The organism is Marinarcus sediminis (SeqCode) (genome assembly GCF_048571275.1).
Classification (GTDB): Bacteria; Campylobacterota; Campylobacteria; order Campylobacterales; family Arcobacteraceae; genus Marinarcus; species Marinarcus sediminis.
The window spans coordinates 23,297-45,374 of the sequence record NZ_CP182357.1 but is presented as its reverse complement, the minus strand read 5'-3'; the positions used below and the strand labels follow the sequence as shown (position 1 = coordinate 45,374).

The window sequence follows — 22,078 nt, the reverse complement described above, 5'->3', positions numbered from 1 at the left end:
ACAATATTTCTTTATATTTTTGTTGCAAAAGTAGAAAAAAGATGTATAATTTCGAAAATTTATATAAGGAAAAAAAAGACAATGTCAACGTTGACAATAAACAACTACAGCTTAAAGCATTTCGATTTAAAAGCAAAAGATACCATGAACGAGTATTTAAAATTGATCAATGTAGATGTAAGCGATTATACATTTGCAGGGAATTATATTTGGCTTTCAACAGCGACGGGGTTTTACACCATCGTTAATGAAACGTTTTGTTTGTTTATTTTAAACTCAGGTGAGTTGTCAATGTTGCTGCCACCTTTGGGACAAAAAGAGAATACCTACGAAGCCATCTTACAATGCTTTGATATTATGAACTCACATAACAGTAACAGAAACTACTCAAAAATTGAGTATGTTCATGAAAATATTTTAGAAGGGTTTGTGGAGTATTTAGAAGAGGGAACATTTATTTATGAAATGTTAAAAGATTTTATCATTGAAAAGAAACTGGTTGATTATATTTACAGAGTGGATGATTTGATTGATTTAAAAGGGGACTCTTATAAATCAAAAAGAAATGAAATCAATAAATTTAAAAAAATATACCCAGAACACAGAATTGAGATTATGGACAAAGAGAAACATGGACAAGCTGTGTTGAACTTGTTTAACAAATGGGTAAAAGACAGAACAACGTATATGCCAAAAGAGGAAGTTGAAATCTTTTTAGATGGAATCTATTTTGAAAGATTTGCCATCAAACGATTGATCAATGACTATGATAATCTTGATATTATTGGATTGGTAATCTATATTGATGATGAAATCAAAGGGTTTACTGTAGGTGAAAAAATCAACGAACACACCGCCAGTGTGATTATTGAGAAAACCGATTTCGAGATATTGGGTTGTGCCCAATTTATCTTCAGAGAGTTTACGAAAATATTAAAAGAACAGTATGGCGTTGAGCATATCAATGTAGGTGATGACATGGGATTTGAGAATTTAAAAAAGGTGAAAATGTCATATCGACCAGAAAAACTCATTCCTAAATACACCATTTATCAAAAATAATGATACGACAAGCTACAAACAGTGATGTGGCAACACTGTTTCATATCGAAAATGAGGTTTTTGCCCAAGAAAGTTTTGCGATTAAAAAGGCATCGTTTTATTATCATGTGAAAAAAAGTCTTTTATATGTGTATGAAGTGGATGAACAAATTGTAGGTTATATTTTGTGGCTTAAAAGAGAGCACTTTTTCAGATTATACTCTTTAGCCATTTTAAAAGCGTTTCGTAACCGAGATATTGCCACTGAACTTTTGGCATACAGTTTAAAAAACTTACCTAAAAAACCGTTGAGTTTGGAAGTAAAAAAAAGCAATGAACGCGCCATTAAATTGTATGAAAAGTTTGATTTTAAAGTGGTGAAAGTGTTAAAAGGGTATTATGAAAATGAAGATGGACTTAAGATGAAACGAGAGGTTTGACTCTCGTTTTATTTTCGACAACTTCCTAAAGCGTTGATTTTATCTACTCTTCCTGTGTGTCGTCCCCCTTCAAAAGAGGCATCCAACCATGCGTTTACAATGGCTTCAATCATTCCTTCACCGCTTACACGTTCCCCTAAGCAAATAATATTGGCATCGTTATGTTCTCGTGCCATTTTAGCACTGTATTCATTGTGGCAAAGTGCAGCTCGAATACCATCAAATTTGTTTGCGGCCATTGACATTCCAATACCGCTTCCACAAATTAAGATGCCAAAACTTCCTTCATTGGCTTGGACTTCTTGACACACTTTTGCAGCAAAATCGGGGTAATCTACTCGCTCTTTTGTATTGGGCCCTAAGTCAATGACCTCATGCCCTTTGGCTTCAAAAAGCTCTTTAACATAAGCTTTAATATTTATTCCTGCATGATCTGCACCAATAAAATACTTCATTAATATATTCCTTTTTCATGGTTGATGACCATCTCTTTATTTTCCATCTCTTTCTCTATGGTGTTTACTGTTTTAAACATTCGATCCCATCGAATCTCTTTTTTATCATCCCAAGAAAAATAGACAAACCAAGGTTTTCCTACAATATATTTATATTGAACTGTTCCCCAAAATCTTGAGTCATTTGAGTGGTCTCGGTTATCTCCCATCATAAAAAATTCACCCTCAGGTACTTGAGTGGGTGAAAATTCAAAAAGTTGATAGGGGGTTAAACCATTTTGCACTACACTTGGGTCATTGTGAATACCAGGATGCGCTTTTCTGTAAGGATCAATCACCCACATGAGACCTTGAATTGAGACAATATTCCCTTTGTCATAATTCTTCAGAACAAACTCATTGCCCTCTTTAGGGTGAAGCAAAAGGTGTTTATTGTGAACGGCTACTAAATCGCCACCTGTTGCCACACATCTTTTGACATAGTGCACTTTTTCATCGTGTGGGTATCTGAAAACAACAATATCACCTCTTTGAGGTTTGCTTCCTTCAATTAAGTGTCCGTTGTCATTAAAATCGGGTAAAACTTTGAACTCTAACCAAGGAATTCTTGGTGTGGGAATACCGTATGAAAATTTTTTAACAAAAAGCATGTCTCCAATTAAAAGCGTATTTTTCATGCTTCCACTTGGAATCACAAAAGCTTGGGCTACAAAAAATATAATTGTTAAAACAATTACAATTGTACCGGTCCAAGAGCTTGACCAGTTATATATTTTTTTAATCATCTATTTTTTCTCTCGATTTTCTCTTAATTTTGCCGCTTTGATGGTATTTTTTAATAACATGGCAATGGTCATTGGTCCTACCCCACCAGGTACAGGGGTTATGTATGAACATTTGGGTGCAACCTTTTCATAATCAACATCCCCCACAAGTTTACCATTCTCCAGTCGATTGATGCCAATATCTATTACAATTGCCCCCTCTTTGACCATATCTTCTTTGATGAGATTCACCACTCCCACACCCACACAAATAATGTCGGCTTTAAGCGTGTGTGCTTTTAAATCTTTGGTAAAAATATGACAAGTTGTTACCGTGGCATTGGCATTAAGAAGAAGAGTTCCCATAGGTTTTCCAACAATATTTGAAGCACCTACGACACACACATCTTTGCCTTGAGGGTCAATGTTATACTCTTTTAAAAGTTCCATAACGCCATAGGGTGTTGCAGGAATAAATCCATCTAAACCAGAGGTCATTCTTCCAACGTTGTAAGCGTGAAACCCGTCCACATCTTTTGCTGGGTCAATGGCTTCTAAAATGGCGGTGGTATCAATGTGTTGCGGAAGTGGCAATTGCACTAAAATACCATCAATATTGGGATTTTTATTCATCATTGCTAAGATATCTAAAATCGCTTCTTGTGATATGGTTTCTGGCATTTCATGAACGATTGAGTAGATGCCAGCATCTTTACATGATTTGCTTTTCATACTGACATAAGCTGCACTTGCAGGATCGTTTCCTACTAAAATAACAGCCAATCCTGGGGTGATTTTTTTTTCATCTTGAAGTTTTTGAACTTCAAGTTTCACTTCTTCTTTGATTTTTTGAGATAATGCTTTTCCATCAAGTATATTCATTTGATCATAAACCTTATAATTTTATATTTTTAAGAGGACTATAATAGCTAAAAAGAGGTTATGTGTAGGTTAAGATTTCCACAGCTTTAAATCTTGTGTTAATTTTTTTACCGTTATAATACAAAATTAAAAAAATGTAAGGTTCCAATGTTCAGCAAAATTCTTTTGATAACTCTTTTTAGCCCCTTTTTATATGCCAGTTCAATCATTGATAACTCTTTTATTACACGTTATGAATATGGACAAATGTTGTATGAAAATCCCAGAGGAATAGGGTGCAATAAGTGTCATGGATTAAAAGGTGAGGGAGCATTAATTGCAAAATATAAAACCAGCAAAGGGGTTGAAAAACGTCTGAGTGCACCCCAAATCAGTAAAGTCTCTTGGCAACGGTTCAAAGAGGTCTTAAGTGCAAAAGAGAATAAATCTTTGGTTATGCCTACGTATTTTTTGACCAATGAAGAGTTGGTCTCTATTCATTATTATATTACGAATTTAAAAAAATAGTTTAATCAGAAAGCTCATTAATGAGTTGTTCACTGGTTTTATACCCATAAAGGGCATAAATCTCCTCTTGAGTTTGGGGATTGATTGAATAGGTTGTGGGAATAAATCGAGGAAAAAATGCTTTAGGATACTCTTTGGTATCTTTATTCAAGGATAGAAAAATATAGTGTTTATTGATAAAGGCAATCGCTTTAGCATCATGAAGTGTTGTCTCTTTCATCTTTTTACACCAAGGACAATTGTTTGAATATAAAAAGAGCAATACCATTTTGTGTTCTGCTTGTGCTTGTTGAATGGCATCTTCATACGTGCTGGCCTGATTTAAATTTTCAGACAAAAGCAATGAGTAAAGTGCCAATAAAAGAAAGAATATTTTTTGCAAAAAGCATCCTTTTAAGAGATTTTTTGAATAATAGTCAAAAAATCTTAAACAAAGTTTAAACAAAGTTTGAGTAAAATCCGCAACTTAAATTAAAACAAGGAAAGCAAATGTTAGAGGGTATCGTAAGAAATAGTATGACAAAACAAGGTTCAAAATCTTTAAGAAGAGATGGTTACATCATTGCAAACATTTATGGAAAAGGTTTAGCCAACATCAATGCTGCATTCAAAAGAAATGAATTCATTAGAACAGTGAAAAATAAAGAGACAGTTGCATTTGACGTAAAAGTTGATGGAAACCCATTAAAAGTTGTGGTTCAAGAGTATCAAAAACACCCAATTACGTCTGAATTGTTACATGTTGATTTAATGATTGCACAACCAGGTGTTGTTGCTTCATATAAAGTTCCTGTTACAACAGAAGGTACACCAAAAGGTCTTAAAAATAAAGGTCTTTTCATTTACCATACTCCAAGAGTTTTAGTAAAATGTACAATTGAAAATTTACCAAACTCTTTTCACTTAAAAGTGGATAACTTAGATACTGGTGATAATATTCTTGTAAGAGATTTAGTTATGCCTGAAGGTGTAAAATGTTTCTTAGATCCAAGAGTACCAATTGCAGGTGTAATTAAAGCAAAATAATGTTTTTAATTGTCGGTTTAGGTAATATTGGTGAAAAATATTCACTGACACGACACAATGTTGGGTTTATGGTTGCAGATGCTGCAATCAAAAACCTGACCTCTTCTACAAATATCAACAAATCAAACTTCAATGCCACTGTTATAAAATCAGATGAAACGCTTTTTGTTAAACCCACAACGTTTATGAATAACTCGGGGATTTCTGCACGAGCCATTAAAGATTATTATAAAATAGAAAATAAAAATATTATTGTCATTCATGATGATTTGGATTTGCCTTTTGGCACCGTGAAGTTTAAAATTGGCGGTGGACATGGTGGACACAATGGCTTAAGATCATTGGATGCAAATATAGGCAATGACTACATTCGAATTCGTATTGGCATTGGAAAACCTCAAAATAAAGAAGAGGTGGTAAACTTTGTATTATCCAACTTTTCAAAAGAAGAATTAAATAAACTAGAAGATATAATATCTCATACTTTAGAAGCGATTGAATTTATCAAAAATGGGAATTCAATGAATGAAGTTAAATCAAAATTTACATTAAAGTAGAGTATTGAACTTACTAACAAAATATTTATTGACAAAATATCTAAAAAGTTTTATCATTGTTTTTATATCATTAGAACTCTTTTTTGTGGGAATTGATTTCTTACAAAATTTTAGAGCCATTCCTAACTCTGCAAACTTACAACTGTTATATCTTTTATACAATGCTTTTTTTACCTTAACACTTACTTTGCCTCTTTCATTGGTATTTGGTTGGATTCTTACGCTTATTATTTTTGTTAAAAATAATGAGTTTGTGGCCTTTTTATCTCTAGGTACAAAACCCAAAGCAATTTATATGCCCACCATCTTAACCTCATTGGCGCTGTTAATAACACTTATTGTACTTCAATCAACTCCCTTGGCATATGCGTATGAACAAAAAGTTAAAATTATGGATGGAGAGTATTTTACCAACACTAAAACAGATATTTTTTTAAAGTATGACAACTATTTTGTCTATTTTAAAAAGCTTTATCCTTTAGAAAAACGTGCAGAAGAGATTCATATTTTTAAAATTAAAAATGAAGATATTGTAGAAACCATTGTGGCAAAAAAAGCCTATTTCCAAAATAATAAGTGGTATGTATTGGATGCGAAAGTGACTAAGAAGCCAGAAGTTTTAGATTGGAATAGCTCAAAAATAGTTGTAACCGATGAAAAATTTCTTAATACACTCGAAGGTTTTAAACCGAAAATTTTGGATACGGTATATGAATCAACTTCCAATTTTTCGATTGTTGATGCCGTGTATGCTTTGGTTTTATTAAACAGTCAAAATGTCAATACTCAAACCATACGAGCTTCTTTGTATTACCAACTTTTTACACCTTTTTTTATTCTGCCAGTCATTATGATTATTTTTTCTTTTGCTTCAATAAACAGTCGTTTTTTCAATATTGGTCAGTTCTCTTCTTTGAGTGTATTTTTTACTTTGACCATATGGGGACTCTTTTTTATGCTTCACAAGTTTTCAAAAGGGGGCATTGTTATTCCTGAAATTGCCATTATCCTTCCTCTTCTGTTATGGTTTCTTATCTCTTATATTATTTTCAAAAAAAGAGAAAATTCTTACTAAAACTGATTCAAAAATTTATTTTATTTACATTATTATTGTGTTATATTAAAAAAAATTTAACAGTTAACGTTCTTGTTATACAATATTTTACATACAGATAGGAATCATGGATAAAATTAAAGCATACGGTGTTTGTATCTATAAAATTAAAGGCAATACAACAAAAATATTGTTGTGTAAATCAGTCAAGAGTCAAGAGAAATGGGGCTGTTTAAAAGGGATGTCTTTGCGATTTGAAGAACCAAAAGATTGTGCAAGACGGGAGTTTTTTGAAGAGTCAAGTATAAAAGTCAGCACCGATGTTTTTGAAGAGTATTTTGAACAAACCAATAAAACGAAAGATGTTGGCATTTGGTTGGTCAATGCTAAGAATGTTGAAGATATTGAAGATTTTTTTTATGAAGATACGTTAGGGAATAACTATTTGTCTTGGGAAAACTCAAAAGTAAAATTTTTCAATATTGATAAGCTGCCTGAAATTAAAACAAAACAAAAAATGTTGATTCAAGAAATTAAAAGTTTTTTGAAAAATAAGAGTCAATCCCGTTAGCAATTCCTAGAGCCAACTGTTTTTGATAGCTGGACATATATAATCTTCGGCTTTCAACAGGGTGAGATATATATCCCACTTCGATTAAAATTGAGGGCATTTGTGCCCCTACGAGTACCCAAAATGGTCCCTCTCTTACTCCCATATCTTCCACATCTTTGTATTGTTGTCGTGCGTTGTACAATAGGTTTTGTTGTACATCAATGGCCAATTTTTGTGAAGCGGTTATTTTACTTTGATTTAAAATGGTTAAAAAAGTCATTTGAGAGTTGTTATTCATGGCATTCATATCGGATTTATTTTCCAAGGCTGCAACGCGTTTGGCTCTTTCACTTCTGGCGGGACTGAGAAAAAATGTTTCAATTCCTTTGGTTTTTCGAGCATTGATTTTTGGGACAGCATTGGCATGAATCGAGATAAATATATCGGCATTTTTATGATTGCTCAATGTCGTTCGATATTTCAGTGTTTTAAATTTATCACTATTTCTTGTTAAATAGACTTCATAACCTCTTCGTTTGAGCAGACGGTTTAAGTATTTGGCAATATTTAACACAATGGTCTTTTCATATCGTTTGTGTGGACCAATCGCTCCACTGTCTTTCCCTCCATGTCCTGGATCAATTACAATGGTTTTTTTAACTTGTTTGATTAAATTTTTATTTTGAAGTACCTCTTTTATATTTTTATAAACGGGTATTTTTTCTCTTTTATTTAAATCCAATATCTTGATAATAATTTGTTTTTCATTGATGGTATAAATTGTGGTTAAATTTTTTTTGTTGGCAATGGAGATGCGTAAAATATCTTTTTTATATTGTCCAATGGATATTTTATCGACATCAGCTATTTTAAGTTTTGTGCCATAAGCGTCTTTAAATGTAGCTTGAAAATCAAAGACATCTTTGTGCACATTATTGATATGAAGTTCAAAAAAATGAATCTCTTTTTCTGTGAGTGTTTGGTTAAAATTGAGTATGATTTCATTGTCTGTGGTATGGACAGACAAAACCTCATTGGGTTGTTTATTTTCTTTAATTAAAAGCTGTTTAACAGCGGGTTTATTGAGTTTTGTGAGTTCTTTTTTGTATTTGGTTGTATCCTCTTTGATTTTAGAACCAAGCTCAATTAACTTCTTTAAATAGTCGAACTCTTTCTCTTTATCACTGTTGAGCACAGCTCTTAAGTATTCCATTTTTAAAGAGTCAAATTGGGTTTTTAACTCTTTTTGAGAAGCTGCACTTGCAAGTGTTAATAGCAATAAAATGAGAACTAAAATTTTATGTAAAATTTTATTCTCCTTGTGTCAGTTTTTCCATTAATTCTTTGACAGTGATGATTTTATCAATTTTATAACCCGTTGCCCCTGTAAAGAAAAGACCTGTTTGAACATCACCTTCATATGCTGCACTTAAACGGTCAGCAATACAATAGCCTACTGCTTTGGCTTCGACACCTCTGTTACAAGGAGCAACACAGTTAGAAATACAGGCAATTTTTGGCGCTTCTTTATTTGCTATAAGTTTTTGTAAATTGGTTGAAACACCTCTTGCAGGAAGACCTACAGGTGATTTTAAAAGCACAATGTCCTCTTTTTTAGAGTCAAGTAACACTTTTTTGAAATTGGCATCGGCATCACACTCAAACGTTCCAATAAATCGTGTGGCCATCTGTACTCCAGCACAGCCCATGGCTAAAAATTTATCAATATCATTTTTATCCCAAATACCACCTGCTGCAATAATAGGAATGTCTCCCCACTCTTTTGCCTCTTCAATAACAGGAGGAACGATATTCTCTAATTGAAACTCCTCTTTAAAACAGTCGTCATAAGAGAAACCTTGATGACCTCCACTTAAAGGACCCTCAACAATAACAGCATCAGGTAACTTATTATATCGTTTCCATTTTCTGCAAATGAGTTTTAACGCTCTAGCACTTGATACAATTGGTATGAGGGCTACATCGGGATAATCTTTTGTAAAACTGGGCATATTTGTAGGGATTCCTGCCCCTGTAATAATGATATTTGCTCCAGCTTCACAGGCATCTTGTACAATTCTTCCATAATCATTTGAAGCATACAACACATTACATGCTAAAGGGGCATCTCCACAAATTTTTCGTGCATTTTTAATGATTTCGAAAAGTGCATCTCTTGAATAAAAATTGACAGTATCAACAGGTTTGTTTTTTGCTAATTTTTTGGCAAATTGTTTGTTTTTATAATATCCTGTTCCTACTCCACTGATAACACCTAAGCCGCCTTCTAAACTCACCGTACCTGCCAATTGATCCCAGCTTATTCCTACACCCATTCCACCTTGTATAATGGGATGCTTTATTTCATATTTACCTATTTTCAATCTTTGCCCTTTACGATTACTTTAGCAAAACTTTTTTTACCTTTTTGTAAAATATATTCGCCTGTTGTTAGATTTAATTTATCATCATCTATTTTTTCTTGATTGAGTTTAACTGCCCCAGCACTGATATCTCTTCTTGCTTGTGACGTTGATTTTTCTAAACCAGTTTCAACTAATACTTGGCATATCCAGCTATTATTTTCAACTTCAAAGCACTCCATATTTGTTGGAATGTCTTTTTGTGAAAAAATCTTTTTAAACTCTTCTTGTGCAATAATCCCTGCACCATTTCCATGATATCTGTCTACAAGTTCTATGGCTAACTCTTCTTTGACTTTTTTAGGGTGCAGAGTCTCATTTTCTACACCATTTTTCATTTCGGCAATCTCTTGAAGAGATTTGGTTGATAAAAGTTCAAAGTATCGCCACATTAACTCATCTGATACAGATAATACTTTACCAAACATATCATTGGTTTCATCTGTAACACCAATATAATTTCCTAAGGATTTACTCATTTTTTGAACGCCATCAAGACCTTCAAGAATAGGCATCATTAAAACCGCTTGTTGTTTTTTACAATTGTAGGCTTTTTGTAAAGTTCTTCCCATAAGAAGATTAAACTTTTGATCTGTACCTCCCACTTCAATATCGGAATCCAGATGGACTGAATCATATCCTTGAAGCAGTGGATAGGTAAATTCACTCACTGCAATTGGGGTATTAGAAGCATATCGTTTAGAAAAATCATCTCTCTCTAACATTCTTGCTACGGTTAAATTTGAAGCCAGATTAATCAATCCTGCTGCCCCTAAATCGTTTAGCCAATCTGAGTTAAACACGACGACAGTTTTTTCTTCATCTAAAATTTTAAATACTTGTTCTTTATAACTTTGTGCATTTTGTAACACTTGTTCTTTGGTTAAAATTTTTCTGGTTTCACTTTTACCCGTTGGGTCACCAATGCTTGCTGTAAAATCTCCAATTAAAAACTGAACAATTCCTCCAAATTTTTGGAACGTTGCTAATTTTTGTAAAAGAACGGTATGTCCTAAGTGTAAGTCGGGAGCAGTTGGGTCGAAACCTGCTTTAACATAAAATGATTTGCCATTTTCATAATAATTTTTCAGTAGTTTTAATATGGCTTCCTCATCGATAATTTCAAAGCTTCCTCTTTTAATCTCTGCTAATGCAAGTTCTATTTGTGTTTCCATTTGTTCCTCAAAAATATTTTATTTGTATGCATCTTTTTTTGAAAAAAAGTCGATGACTTTGACCTTTTTTTGTATAATTTTTTTCACTTCTTCGGTATTGGCATTTTTAATCTCAAACTCAATATCACAATATTGAATGTAGGAGTGCTTTTCTCTACCAAAATTGACACCTAAAATATAAATCTCATATTGTGCCATATATGAAAGCAGTTTTGCTAACTCTCCACGAGTATTGGGCAAACTGACAACCATTTTATACTGGTAGACTGTGTCATGTATCCATGAGCAAAATAGCATCTGTTGATGGGCTTTAATTTTTGCATAGGCTTTATCACACATCTGATGATGTATCACTGCTTTATTGCCATCTTTAAAAGCAACAATTTCATCTCCAAACTTAGGATGACAACAGTGCTCAAATAATACTGAATTTATACTAAAATTTGAATATATTAAGATATTATCAAACTGATATTCTTTTATTTTACGTGTAAGCAGAGTCAATCTGGTTACAAAATTCTTTGTTTTTGAGATATCTGTCTCTATGATTTTTTTGACATGTTTCAAATAATCAATGGTTGAAGGAATTTTAAAAAGCGATTTTTGTGGCAATTGTTCAGTAATTTCTGGGGTGTATCGAGAAAAAACGGTATCAACAATATTTTTCCCACTGAGCTCATTGATCTCTTTTTGTCGATGTGAACACAGTAACTTGATGTGTTTTTTTGCACGGCTGGTTTTTACCATATCAATCCAAGAACATCGTGCAATTGGCATAGCTGCTGTTTTAATGGCAACAATATCAGAGCTTTTGAGTTCAGTCAGAAGAGGTTTTTTGACTTTATTGATAAAAGACTCTAACGCATTACTTCCGACATCTGTATGCACAGCAAATGCAAAATCATACGCCGTTGCCCCTCTTGGAAGCGTATAAATATCTCCTTTGGGAGAGTAGACAATGATATCTTCTGAGTATAAATCTTGTTTGGTATTTGAGTAAAACTCTTCAACATTGTTATTTGAAAACTCTAAAGATTTAAGCCAGTTAAGATTTGGGGCTTGTCCTACGCCACTTTTATACTTCCAGTGCGCAGCAATTCCCAATTCAGCCACTTTGTGCATGGCAAAGGTACGGATTTGAATTTCATAGATTTTTGAGTTATAAAATACCGTTGTATGAATCGTTTGATAACCATTCTCTTTGGGGGTGGCGACATAGTCTTTAAATCGCGCAATTAAAGGTTTATACTCTAAGTGCATGAAACCTAAAACTTTATAACAATCAATGTCATCTTCAACCAAAATTCGAATGGCCAAAAGGTCCAATACTTCATCAATATTGACCCCTTTTCTTTGCATTTTCATGTAAATTGAGTAGTAGTGTTTGATTCTACTGAAAATCTGTATTTTGCTGGTATCAAAACCATTGCGTTCAAGCAAACTGGTGGTATTGGAGATAAATTTATTAAAAGTCAATTGAATTTTATGTTCATGGGTTTTAATAAATTGATCAATTTTTTTGTACTCATCGGGATAGATATAAAAAAACGATAAATCTTCAAGTGTATTTTTAATGGCAGAAATACCCAAACGATGTGCAATTGGAACATACACAACCAAGGTCTCTTCTGCAATTCTGAGTTGTTTCTCTTCACTTAAGGCATTGAGAGTCAGCATATTATGTAATCGATCACACAACTTAACAATCAAAACGCGCACATCATCAATAGAAGCAATCAACATTTTTCTAAACGTCAGTGCTGAACTCATCAATTTACTGTTACTGCTGTTTGATGGCGCCAACTCATGTTCTCTGATTTCGACAATTTTTGTTAAACCATCAACCATGTGCGCAATATCGTCACCCCATTTGTCTTTGATAAATCCTAAAGAGTAAGTGGTATCTTCAACGACATCATGCAAAAGAGCTGTGGCAACCACAGATTCATCTTGATTAAAGTGAGCAGTCAGTGTTGCAACTAAAATAGGGTGAACAATATAAGGTTCACCACTTTTTCTTCGTTGTCCATCATGGGCAGCAATACAAAATTGAATTATTTCTTGGAGTTTATCACTTAATGTTATTTGTGATTTTAGTTCTTCTAAGGCATGCTCAATTGTATTGATTTTTTGTAAGCGTTTTAAAAATGGATCCATATAGTAGTTTTAAAGTAGCTTTGTAAAAAGAGGGATTAATGCCTCTTTTTGCAAGTTATCTTTTGTTTACTAAACCTTCAATGATCAGTAAACCTTCAGCTATTTCATCAATAGCAATATCCGTGTATTTCATATTTTGTGTATTTTTTTCTAATAAAGGTTTTGCACCTTTGCTTAACTCATCTGCTCTTTGACCTACAGCTAAAGCTAAAATATATCTGTCGTTATTTACTCGCTCTAAGGCTCTTGACATTCTCTCTTCTAATCTCATTGTTTCCCTTTATTAAATTTATTTTACGATTGAACACTTACTGTAATCGCCATTGACGATTTTTAATAAGTTTCCTTTTTCATTCATATTTGCAACGACGATTGGAAGACGATTGTCTTTTGCCAATGCAATTGCAGTATCATCCATCACTTTGATGTGATCTTCTAATGCTTGATCATAAGATAGTATATCTAATTTTACAGCATCTGCATACTTCATTGGGTCTTTGTCATAAACACCATCCACTTTAGTGGCTTTAATCAACATCTCTGCTTCAATTTCCGTGGCTCTTAATGTCGCTGCGGTATCGGTTGTGAAGTAAGGGTTCCCTGTACCCGCACCAAAGATAACCACTCGACCTTTTTCTAAATGTCGTCTTGCTTTTTTAACAATAAATGGTTCCGCAACTTGTTCCATTTTAATGGCAGTTTGAAGTCGTGCATTTAACCCTTTGTTTTCTAAAGCTTCTTGCATAGCAACACCATTAATAACGGTTGCAAGCATACCCATATAATCGGCACTTGTTCTTTTAATTACACCATCTGCAGCAGCTGAAACACCCCTAATAATGTTTCCTCCACCAATAACAATACCCACTTCAATATTGTTATCAACCAACTCTTTTATCTCTTCAGCAATATAATCTAAAATTTTTGTATCAATACCATAACCCTCTTCACCGGCTAAGGCTTCACCAGAAAATTTAACAAGTACTCTTTTATTCATTGATATCCTTTAGGTAATTTTGCGATTATATCTAAAAAAAGTTTAATAAAGATTTAATAAGCTTAAATTATTATGCCAATGACCACTCATAAAAAGGCAAAACTTGAACTTTTAAATTTTCAACCACAAAGTTTTGTGTATTTCCAATGGTAATAATTGTGGCTTCTTTGATTTCAATCTCTTTTAACAGCGTTGAAATCCTCTTTTTTATGGACGTTGCAAGCAGATCATTGAAAAATGGAATACAAAATATAATGGCTTTTTCATTGTGCAAATAAAAATCAATACCATCTAAATAATAGATGCTTTTTGATTTGTTATTTAACTCTAAAAAAACCATGTTGGTAAACTCATTTTTAAACTTTTTTGTATAGGAAATGGCACTTAAAAAACCATGATTGTACGAGTATATTTTTTTAATTGCTTTGGGCTGATTGTACTTTTCAATGAAAAAAATCATATGGTTCTTTTCATACTCTTTGCACAGAGCATAAAAGGTATCTTTTGAAATTTTTATTTTATTTTTTAAAGCCGTAAAGAGTTGGAAAACAGATTTTTTTTCATCAATGGACTGAAAGAGCAACAAGAGTGTTTCAAGTTCGGTAGCACCAGAAGCAAAATCGCGTAAAAGTTCTTGAATTGTTTTTGTTTTTCTGTGCTCTTCAACTAAAATCACTCCAGGTAAATTGCCATATTTTAAAAAATGGTTAAAGGAGTTGGTAATGTTTTGATGTCGATTGTCATGCAGTAAAAATTCCTCAAAATCCAAAGCATTCAAAGAGAGTTTTTTAAACCCTTTTAGGCTATTGTCCGTTTTGGTTGTTAAAACAACTGAATCACAAATGGGAAATTTAAAATCAAACTCATAGTTCTCTAACACCAACACTTTGATATTTTTCTCTTTAACAAAAGCGAATAAATTCACAGAGATTTTCTCTTTTTCATTTCTTAAATCAGACAAATCGATGTACAAATACTCTTTGGTGTCAAAATTGGACAAATAGTCATAAATAAGATAACTCTTTCCACACTTTGGAGGACCAATAAGAATGGTTTTGGGGTGAGTTATTCGCGTTTTTCTCTCATAAAAATTGATTTTATTAAACTCTGCTTCATAACACGCTTCTAATGTTTTCATGTCAATCTTGCGCTAATTTTATGGCTTCTTTGATGGCATTGATATAACTCTTTGCACTGGCACATTTTTTATACGCAATATCAAAAGCTGTACCGTGGTCAACAGAAGTTCTGATAATGGGAAGATTCAAACTCACATTGATGCTCTCTTCAAAGTACAATGCTTTTAAAGGAATCAAACCTTGGTCGTGATACATGGCAACAAAGTAGGTGTATTTCTCACGATTAAAAGTACAAAAAGCGGTATCAGGAACCAAAGGCAGAGTAAAAGCCTCTTTATTGAGTTTTAAATTGACTGCTTTTACGGCTTTGGTGATTTTTTTTTCTTCATTACCTAAAACGCCATTATCACTGGCGTGGGGGTTTAATGCCAACAATGCCACTTGCGAAGAGGGTTTGATGCACGCATAAAAATCCAGTAAAAAGGTGATAAGTTTTTTGGTTTTAATACGTTTTGGTACATCTTTTAAAGCGGTGTGTTCCGTAAAAAGTGCCACAAACATTTCAGAACAACCCAACATCATGATGGCATCTTTTTTAAAGTGCTCTCTTAAAACTTCTGTGTGTCCTTTATAGTGTATGCCGGCTTTGCTCCAAGACTCTTTGTTAATGGGCAGAGTTACGACGGCTTTTGTTCTGTTTTTTGTTGTTAATTCAATGGCATCTAAAAAAGAGTCATAAGAGTATTGACCACTTTTTGTTGAGACTTTTCCTGGTTTGATTTTAAATTTACCCGCGGTTTGATGAGTTTTAAAATCTTTGGGAATCTCAAGTTGTAAAAGAGTTGAAGCTTGTTTTAAAAGCTCTTCATTGATACAATATATAGGGTGACACAGTTGCTTTACCTCTTCATGATGAAGCAGTGCCAGTTCAATGCCTACTCCATTTAAATCACCCACTGAGATTGCTATAGGAAGTTTCATTTATTTTTTCACCAACTCTCTCATTTCATCAATCGCACAGGCAAGTCCAGTAAACACAGAACGTGCGATGATACTTTGCCCAATGTTTAATTCAATGATTTCATCAATGGTGGTGATATAACTTACATTTTGATAGTTTAACCCATGTCCAGCAGCAACTTTAATATCCAATTTTTGAGCCAGTTTTGAGGCTTTTTTGATTTTATGCAACGTTTCATTCAAAAGTTTTTGCAGTTCATCTCTTGGCAATTCCAATGCTTTAATAGTGTGGTGTGTTTTTTCTAAACCACTAAAAAGCATGGCATATACATTGGCAAAACTTCCTGTATGCAGTTCCACCCATTGTACTTTTAACTCTTTAGAGAGTCGAATGGCCTCTTTTGAAGGGTCAATAAAGAGTGAGACTTCAATCTGGTTTTCTTGCAGTTTTTTAACCACTTTTTGAATTTTATCAAAGTTTTTTTCTAAATCCAATCCCCCTTCTGTACTCACTTCTTCTCGATTTTCAGGAACCAGTGTTGCTCTGTGCGGTTTTAATTTGCAGACAATATCAATGATTTTATCATTGATTGAACACTCTAAATTCACGGGCAAACTTGAAAGAGCAATGATATTTTTGGCATCATTGTCGTGAATGTGTCGTCGGTCTTCTCTGAGGTGTATGGTAATTTGATCTGCGCCATTGAGTTTGCAAATGTTCAGTGCATCTAAGGGGTTGGGGTCATTTATTTTTCTTGCTTCTCTTAAAACGGCAATGTGGTCAATATTTACACCAAGTAGCATAGATACTCCTTTAAAAATCTTTTTGTTATAATAGCCAAACTTTAATAAAGATATATTCAAGCTGGGGCAAAGTATGAAATCAAAAAACCGACTCAAAAAAATTCTGATTTATCTTCTTTCGGTGGTTTTTATCATCGTTTCAAACGCCTATTTATATGTTGTTTTCCCTAAATCTTTGGAGAGTTTTGATAATCGATTACGGGATTATATGTTTATAATAAGGGGCATATTGCCACACAATGATAACGTTGTTATTGTTGATATTGATGAAAAGTCTTTAAAAGAAGTAGGGCAGTGGCCTTGGAGCAGAGATGTTTTAGCCACCATGTTAGAGAACATGACTAAAGCAGGTGTTGCAGTTATTGGGTTTGATATGGTTTTTGCCGAAGAGGACAGAACTTCACCGCATAAAATTTTTAAAAAGTTTCATGTAAAAAAAGAGAACATTCCCAATTACGATGAAATTTTTGCCAATACCGTGGGCAATACCCCTACGATTTTAGGGTACCAATTTCAATTGGATAAAAAGAGTTTCATGCAAACAAAAGCGCCTCAAATCCCTGCTGTATTTATTGAAAAAAACAGAAATATCAAAGATGAGTTTGTTTTGAATGCACAAGGGACGATACTTAATATTCCTCTTGTTCAAGACAACTCCTATTCAAGTGGTTTTTTTAATAATGTGCCAGACCCCTCCGGTATCATACGTTCGGTTCCTCTTATTATTCGATACGATGACCAACTCTATCCTTCCCTTGCATTTGAACTCATCCGAGCAGCGTTGGGGGTGAACAGAGTGTTTGTTAATTATGGTGAGATGGGAGTACAAAGTATCACTTTAGGCGATATAGAGATTCCAACAGATATGTTTGGACGTGTTATTGTCAATTATCGAGGACCTGAGAAAACCTTCAAATATATTCCTGCAGTGGATATTTATAACAACAACTTTGATAAAAGTGATATTGAAGGAAAAGTGGTGCTCATTGGTACGAGTGCAGCGGGATTATTTGACTTAAGAGCCATGCCTTTTGAAGCAGTTTACCCAGGAGTTGAAGTACATGCCAATGTGATTGACAACATTTTAACGGGCGATTTTTTATATAAGCCATCGTGGGTAGATGGGGCAAATATTTTACACATTGTATTGCTTTCTGTGGTGGTATTTTTTATTATAATGAATATTAATATCTATTTAATTCCTTTTGTTGTACTTGGAATTTTATTTTCAGATGCGTATGTGGTTTACTACTCCCTTTTTCATGACGGCATTATTTTAAATATCTTTTTTCCTTTAATTACCATTGCCATTGCTTCATCCACGGCAATTTTAATTAACTATCTTTTTGAAATGCGACAGAGCAATATGATAAAAGGAAAATTTGCTTCAAAAGTATCCGCAAAAGTCATGGAAGATTTGCTCAAAAATGAAGAGAACAATTTGCAAGGAGAATCAAAAGAGGTAACGGTCTTTTTCTCCGATGTCAGAGGTTTTACCAATATCTCAGAAGCGATGCCCAATGCAAAAGCACTCATTGATTACCTCAATGAATACATGGAACCCATGACCAATATTATCATGAAAAACGAAGGAACGGTGGATAAGTTTATTGGAGATGCCATTATGGCATATTGGAATGCCCCAAGTGATGTTCCGAACCATCAAGACAAAGCGGTGATTGCCTCTTTACAACAACTGGAACACTTAAGTGTTTTAAATGAAAAACTCAAAAAAGAGAACAAACCTCTTATTGATATCGGTATTGGTTTAAACAGTGGGGTTGCTATTGTAGGGGAGATGGGAAGCAGTGGACGAAGCGATTATACCGTTATTGGAGATCCCATTAACTTAGGAGCAAGGTTAGAGTCGTTGTGTAAGTTTTATAACTCACGATTGAACATCTCTTCTTATACCAAAGAGAAATTGCAAGGGGAGTATATCTATCGGTTTTTGGATTTAGTCACAGTAAAAGGAAAAGCAAAACCCGTTGAAATTTGGCAAGTTTTAGGCTTTGGCGAAGCACAAGGTGCATTAAAAGAGGAGTTGGAACTCTATCATGAAGCCATTAAACTCTATAAAGCATCCCATTTTGTAAAGGCATTAGAGTTGTTTGAAAAATGTGAAAACAATGAAAATAAAACCAATATGAACATTTATAAAATCTATATAGAAAGATGTGAACACTATATTCAAACACCACCAAAAGATTTTGATGGTGTTTTTGTGCATACGACGAAGGGGTGATGAGTAAAACTTACTATTTTTTTGCTTTAAAGACACCTACAAAGCTTGTGCTTTCTGGCCCATTCAAGTTGAAATTTCCACCAGCGGATGAAGCATTTGGTCCATAAAATTTTCCATTTCCGCTTCCCCCCTCTTCTCCCTTAAAACTAAAACCAGAAGAAGTAACTGCATTTGCAATTCCTTCACTTGTGATTTTAAGAGTAACAGTATTTCCACCTAAAATAAAAGCAAATGAACCACCGACTGTGCTTGCTCCAAAATTTATCTTAAGAGTAACATTAGAGTTTGTTGCATCGAAGGTTGCTGTATAATTATCATATCTCCCAAGGGCATAGCCATTATAGGTTACTTCTGTTGTACTTGACATCATCAGTGCAGTAACTTCAGCTTCACTGGTTTGTTCTCCTGCTAACCAATATGATATTCCATTTAAATCAAATGTATCTGTCTGATTCGAAGGATTTGTATAAGAAAATGTTGCATTCCATGTCCCCCATTGTATGTCATCCGTTTTATCAAACCCTGTTGGACTATCGGCTACAGAGGTATAAGTCCCAGATACAAAAAGTAAATCTGGCCTATAGGGGAAAGATTGATTCCCCGAAGAAGATAGATTACCACTGTATGAACCATCAGTGCTATATTTTGTTGTTAAATCATCCATTTTTACATTTATTATGGTGCCTGCATGATCATCTAAAGCAATTTTTTCATCATCTAATGTTCCTAACATAGGAAAATTTAACAAATCTTCAGTTGCATCATACATAGCTGTACTTCCAATAAGAGTTACGGGATCTGGAGTTACTGGAGCTGGATCTGGAGTTGGAGTTACTGGATCTGGATCTGGAGTTGGATCTGGATCTGGATCTGGAGTTGGATCTGGATCTGGATCTGGTTCAGCATCTACGGGAGCTGGAACCTTAGGATCTGAATTAGCTTCAGGCATTGGATTTGAATTAGGTTCAGGTGTTGATTCTATAATGTTAACTTTAAAATTATCCAAAACTGCTTCTTTCTCTTCTTCTGGAACAAATTTGGTCTCAGAATCGGGAGCAGCAATGGATTTTTGGTCAAATTTTTGAACTTCTCCCAACGGTGATCCCTCTTTAATTTGAATAAATTCTCCTGCAGTAAGGGTAACGGTTTCCCCCGTTGTTTTTGAGACAATGTCAATTTGCCCTTCAGTACAAAAAATGGTATCACCACTGATTTGTATGTTACTTAATATTTGAGTTCCTCGAATTCCTATGGAAGAGGTTTTAGAACTGAGTTTAAATTTATTGGGTGCAATTTTTCCAATTTTCCCTGTAATGGTTCTAAAGGTTCCTTTGAGTAAGCCAAAATTGGCATTGTACTCTTTGTTTTGTTCATCGTAGATATAATTGTTGACATTCAATTGAGAATTTTTTCCTACGGTTATAATGGTATTGTCAGTAAAAATAATTTGTACTTTGGTATTGTCTTGAGTTTTAATGGCATCGTTTTTTAAAATGATGCTTCCCAATTCCAATTTAATCTCTTTATTGTCTCTTATAATAAACGCATCCCCTTTAAACGCAACAACTTTTGCTACATTGGCAAAAAGGAAAACACTGAACAGTGTCAGTAATATCAGTATCTTTTTCATAGTTTAAATCTCCAAGTGTAGTTTAAATTCACACTGTTTCTGTCATATTCATACGCCGCTTGATTGGAATTGTTGTCTGTTCTGTTGTATGAAAGGGTCAGAAAATCTTTTTTATCAATAATTTTGGTTAATCCCAAATAGATATTTTTTGAGGTGTCTTTTCGTTGGTTTGCAAAAAACACATCGGTATCAACATAATCGATTCTTTTATACTGAAATTGGGCATTGAGTATCAATGTTGATTGAATGTCGTAGCTGTAGGAAAGCGTTTGGTTAATAATCTTTTTATTCAAATCGGTTCTTGTACCATGATTTTTTCTATCTCTTTCATAAGATAGGGTGTATTTCAATTTTTTATATTCCCATGAAGTACCTAAGCCACTATTATTGTAATTTCTGGCTTTATTTGAAGCATCAGAATAGTGAATTTGTTTATATTGAGTAAAAAATCCAAAGATATTATCTTTATTTATGAGTTTTTTGTAAGCTGGAACAATTGAATATGCGATAAAATCGGTTTTATCTCCGGGCATAACGTCTTCAATTCCTGCTTGCAGTGAATATTCAGCTTTATTGACTGCATCGTTATAATATAAGGTTGGTTTGTACGAGAAAAACTTAAAGTTATATCGGTCATTGACGGTTTGGTTTTTATAATAGATAAACCCTGTGTGTTTTAAAAGTAAAGGAGAGTTTTTGCCCAATGATTGAAGATGGTTCATTTGAAATGAAGTGACATATGAACTGCTTCGTTGAGCGGGTGTTCCATTGACTTGCAAATTACCAAAACCAGGTAAATTGTAGGTGTCATAATCAATACCGCTGTTGATATTGTCATCGTAGATCATACCAAAACTCAATGCAAAGAAGGTAGTATTGGTTGATTTGTTCTCTATTTGGTCAATATAGTTTTGAATATTTCTTCGTACATTTTCAGGAATAGGCGTGGCGGCAACAATTAAAAACTCTTTTTTTGCCTCCTCTTTAAAACCTAAAATAAATAAAACTCGGGCATATTCAAGTCTGGCTCTATGAAAATCAGGTTTTACAATTAAAACTCTTTCAAAAGCAGCCGTTGCTTCATCGTAGAGTTTAAGCCCAACGGCACTCATCGCCAGATAGTAGTTGATTTCAACATTGTCGTTGTATTTTAAAAAGAGTTTGTTAAATTGGATATACGACTCGGTGTAATTTCCCAATTTGTACTGTGATTTTGCCAAAATGTAATCATTGGAGGTTAAAACAGTCGTAACACTGTTTTGGGGAATATTTTCTTCTGCTAAAAGAGAAGAAAATATGAGCATGACTGAGACAATATACTTCTTCATA

The 22,078-nt window shown here is 33.8% G+C and carries 23 protein-coding genes; 8 read left to right on the top strand and 15 right to left on the bottom strand.

Annotated features, from left to right (window positions below; genetic code table 11):
* The first annotated feature begins 81 nt into the window (after nucleotides 1-81).
* Nucleotides 82-1,062, top strand: coding sequence for a DUF2156 domain-containing protein (locus tag ACNI3C_RS00240; RefSeq protein ID WP_419770257.1), 981 nt, complete (start codon nucleotides 82-84; stop codon nucleotides 1,060-1,062).
* Entirely contained in the window at nucleotides 1,062-1,481 is a 420-nt protein-coding gene (locus tag ACNI3C_RS00235; protein WP_419770256.1) for a GNAT family N-acetyltransferase, read from the top strand. The genes ACNI3C_RS00240 and ACNI3C_RS00235 overlap by 1 nt, the downstream gene beginning before the upstream one ends.
* A gap of 8 nt (nucleotides 1,482-1,489) precedes the next feature.
* Here the strand turns inward: ACNI3C_RS00235 and rpiB are convergent, their stop codons facing one another.
* From rpiB to folD, 3 genes are read right to left on the bottom strand one after another with little or no spacing between them, the layout of a single operon-like run.
* The gene (gene rpiB / locus ACNI3C_RS00230; RefSeq protein ID WP_419770255.1) at nucleotides 1,490-1,936 is read right to left on the bottom strand and encodes a ribose 5-phosphate isomerase B; all 447 of its coding nucleotides are present in this window, start codon (nucleotides 1,934-1,936) and stop codon (nucleotides 1,490-1,492) included.
* Nucleotides 1,936-2,721 (bottom strand): signal peptidase I, encoded by a 786-nt coding sequence (gene lepB, locus ACNI3C_RS00225; RefSeq protein ID WP_419770254.1) that lies wholly within the window; start codon nucleotides 2,719-2,721, stop codon nucleotides 1,936-1,938. Before lepB ends, rpiB begins: the two co-directional genes overlap by 1 nt.
* Nucleotides 2,722-3,582 carry a bifunctional methylenetetrahydrofolate dehydrogenase/methenyltetrahydrofolate cyclohydrolase FolD gene (gene folD, locus ACNI3C_RS00220; protein WP_419770253.1) on the bottom strand — a complete coding sequence of 287 codons (861 nt, stop codon included), beginning with the start codon at nucleotides 3,580-3,582 and terminating at the stop codon, nucleotides 2,722-2,724.
* A gap of 147 nt (nucleotides 3,583-3,729) precedes the next feature.
* Here folD and ACNI3C_RS00215 point away from each other — a divergent pair, with 147 nt between their 5' ends.
* On the top strand, nucleotides 3,730-4,089 hold the full coding sequence (locus tag ACNI3C_RS00215; RefSeq protein WP_419770252.1) for a c-type cytochrome: 360 nt from the start codon (nucleotides 3,730-3,732) through the stop codon (nucleotides 4,087-4,089).
* A gap of 1 nt (nucleotide 4,090) precedes the next feature.
* On the opposite strand, the gene ACNI3C_RS00210 is transcribed toward ACNI3C_RS00215, so the two are convergent.
* Complete coding sequence (locus ACNI3C_RS00210) at nucleotides 4,091-4,471, bottom strand: thioredoxin family protein (protein WP_419770251.1); 381 nt, start codon at nucleotides 4,469-4,471, stop codon at nucleotides 4,091-4,093.
* 107 nt (nucleotides 4,472-4,578) lie between these two features.
* Here ACNI3C_RS00210 and ACNI3C_RS00205 point away from each other — a divergent pair, with 107 nt between their 5' ends.
* From ACNI3C_RS00205 to ACNI3C_RS00190, 4 genes are all read left to right on the top strand, one after another.
* A complete protein-coding gene (locus tag ACNI3C_RS00205) occupies nucleotides 4,579-5,115 on the top strand; it encodes a 50S ribosomal protein L25/general stress protein Ctc (RefSeq protein WP_419770250.1) in 537 nt (178 codons plus the stop codon).
* The gene (gene pth, locus ACNI3C_RS00200) at nucleotides 5,115-5,672 is read left to right on the top strand and encodes an aminoacyl-tRNA hydrolase (RefSeq protein ID WP_419770249.1); all 558 of its coding nucleotides are present in this window, start codon (nucleotides 5,115-5,117) and stop codon (nucleotides 5,670-5,672) included. Before ACNI3C_RS00205 ends, pth begins: the two co-directional genes overlap by 1 nt.
* A gap of 4 nt (nucleotides 5,673-5,676) precedes the next feature.
* The gene (locus ACNI3C_RS00195; protein WP_419770248.1) at nucleotides 5,677-6,747 is read left to right on the top strand and encodes an LptF/LptG family permease; all 1,071 of its coding nucleotides are present in this window, start codon (nucleotides 5,677-5,679) and stop codon (nucleotides 6,745-6,747) included.
* Between the two features lie 106 nt (nucleotides 6,748-6,853).
* A complete protein-coding gene (locus ACNI3C_RS00190; protein ID WP_419770247.1) occupies nucleotides 6,854-7,297 on the top strand; it encodes an NUDIX domain-containing protein in 444 nt (147 codons plus the stop codon).
* Here the strand turns inward: ACNI3C_RS00190 and ACNI3C_RS00185 are convergent.
* From ACNI3C_RS00185 to ACNI3C_RS00145, 9 genes are all read right to left on the bottom strand, one after another.
* Nucleotides 7,260-8,558, bottom strand: coding sequence for an N-acetylmuramoyl-L-alanine amidase family protein (locus ACNI3C_RS00185; RefSeq protein ID WP_419770246.1), 1,299 nt, complete (start codon nucleotides 8,556-8,558; stop codon nucleotides 7,260-7,262). The two genes, ACNI3C_RS00190 and ACNI3C_RS00185, sit on opposite strands and share 38 nt — an antisense overlap.
* Before the next feature lie 31 nt (nucleotides 8,559-8,589).
* Entirely contained in the window at nucleotides 8,590-9,663 is a 1,074-nt protein-coding gene (locus tag ACNI3C_RS00180; protein WP_419770245.1) for a nitronate monooxygenase, read from the bottom strand.
* Nucleotides 9,660-10,877: a tyrosine--tRNA ligase gene (gene tyrS, locus ACNI3C_RS00175; RefSeq protein ID WP_419770244.1), complete on the bottom strand. Its 1,218-nt coding sequence runs from the start codon at nucleotides 10,875-10,877 to the stop codon at nucleotides 9,660-9,662. The genes ACNI3C_RS00180 and tyrS overlap by 4 nt, the downstream gene beginning before the upstream one ends.
* Nucleotides 10,878-10,895: 18 nt before the next feature.
* Nucleotides 10,896-13,034: a RelA/SpoT family protein gene (locus ACNI3C_RS00170; protein WP_419770243.1), complete on the bottom strand. Its 2,139-nt coding sequence runs from the start codon at nucleotides 13,032-13,034 to the stop codon at nucleotides 10,896-10,898.
* Between the two features lie 55 nt (nucleotides 13,035-13,089).
* Entirely contained in the window at nucleotides 13,090-13,305 is a 216-nt protein-coding gene (locus ACNI3C_RS00165; protein ID WP_419770242.1) for a DNA-directed RNA polymerase subunit omega, read from the bottom strand.
* A gap of 18 nt (nucleotides 13,306-13,323) precedes the next feature.
* Nucleotides 13,324-14,031, bottom strand: a complete 708-nt coding sequence (gene pyrH / locus ACNI3C_RS00160; RefSeq protein ID WP_419770241.1) for a UMP kinase — start codon at nucleotides 14,029-14,031, stop codon at nucleotides 13,324-13,326.
* 70 nt (nucleotides 14,032-14,101) lie between these two features.
* The gene (locus tag ACNI3C_RS00155; RefSeq protein WP_419770240.1) at nucleotides 14,102-15,169 is read right to left on the bottom strand and encodes an ATP-binding protein; all 1,068 of its coding nucleotides are present in this window, start codon (nucleotides 15,167-15,169) and stop codon (nucleotides 14,102-14,104) included.
* Between the two features lies 1 nt (nucleotide 15,170).
* On the bottom strand, nucleotides 15,171-16,091 hold the full coding sequence (gene pdxA, locus ACNI3C_RS00150) for a 4-hydroxythreonine-4-phosphate dehydrogenase (RefSeq protein ID WP_419770239.1): 921 nt from the start codon (nucleotides 16,089-16,091) through the stop codon (nucleotides 15,171-15,173).
* On the bottom strand, nucleotides 16,092-16,874 hold the full coding sequence (locus ACNI3C_RS00145; RefSeq protein ID WP_419770238.1) for a pyridoxine 5'-phosphate synthase: 783 nt from the start codon (nucleotides 16,872-16,874) through the stop codon (nucleotides 16,092-16,094).
* Between the two features lie 73 nt (nucleotides 16,875-16,947).
* Between ACNI3C_RS00145 and ACNI3C_RS00140 the strand changes: the two genes are divergently transcribed.
* Nucleotides 16,948-19,119, top strand: a complete 2,172-nt coding sequence (locus ACNI3C_RS00140) for a CHASE2 domain-containing protein (protein WP_419770237.1) — start codon at nucleotides 16,948-16,950, stop codon at nucleotides 19,117-19,119.
* Between the two features lie 13 nt (nucleotides 19,120-19,132).
* On the opposite strand, the gene ACNI3C_RS00135 is transcribed toward ACNI3C_RS00140, so the two are convergent.
* Both ACNI3C_RS00135 and ACNI3C_RS00130 read right to left on the bottom strand, forming a co-directional pair.
* On the bottom strand, nucleotides 19,133-20,749 hold the full coding sequence (locus ACNI3C_RS00135; protein WP_419770236.1) for a FecR domain-containing protein: 1,617 nt from the start codon (nucleotides 20,747-20,749) through the stop codon (nucleotides 19,133-19,135).
* Entirely contained in the window at nucleotides 20,746-22,077 is a 1,332-nt protein-coding gene (locus tag ACNI3C_RS00130; protein WP_419770235.1) for a hypothetical protein, read from the bottom strand. Before ACNI3C_RS00130 ends, ACNI3C_RS00135 begins: the two co-directional genes overlap by 4 nt.
* Between the last annotated feature and the right edge of the window lies 1 nt (nucleotide 22,078).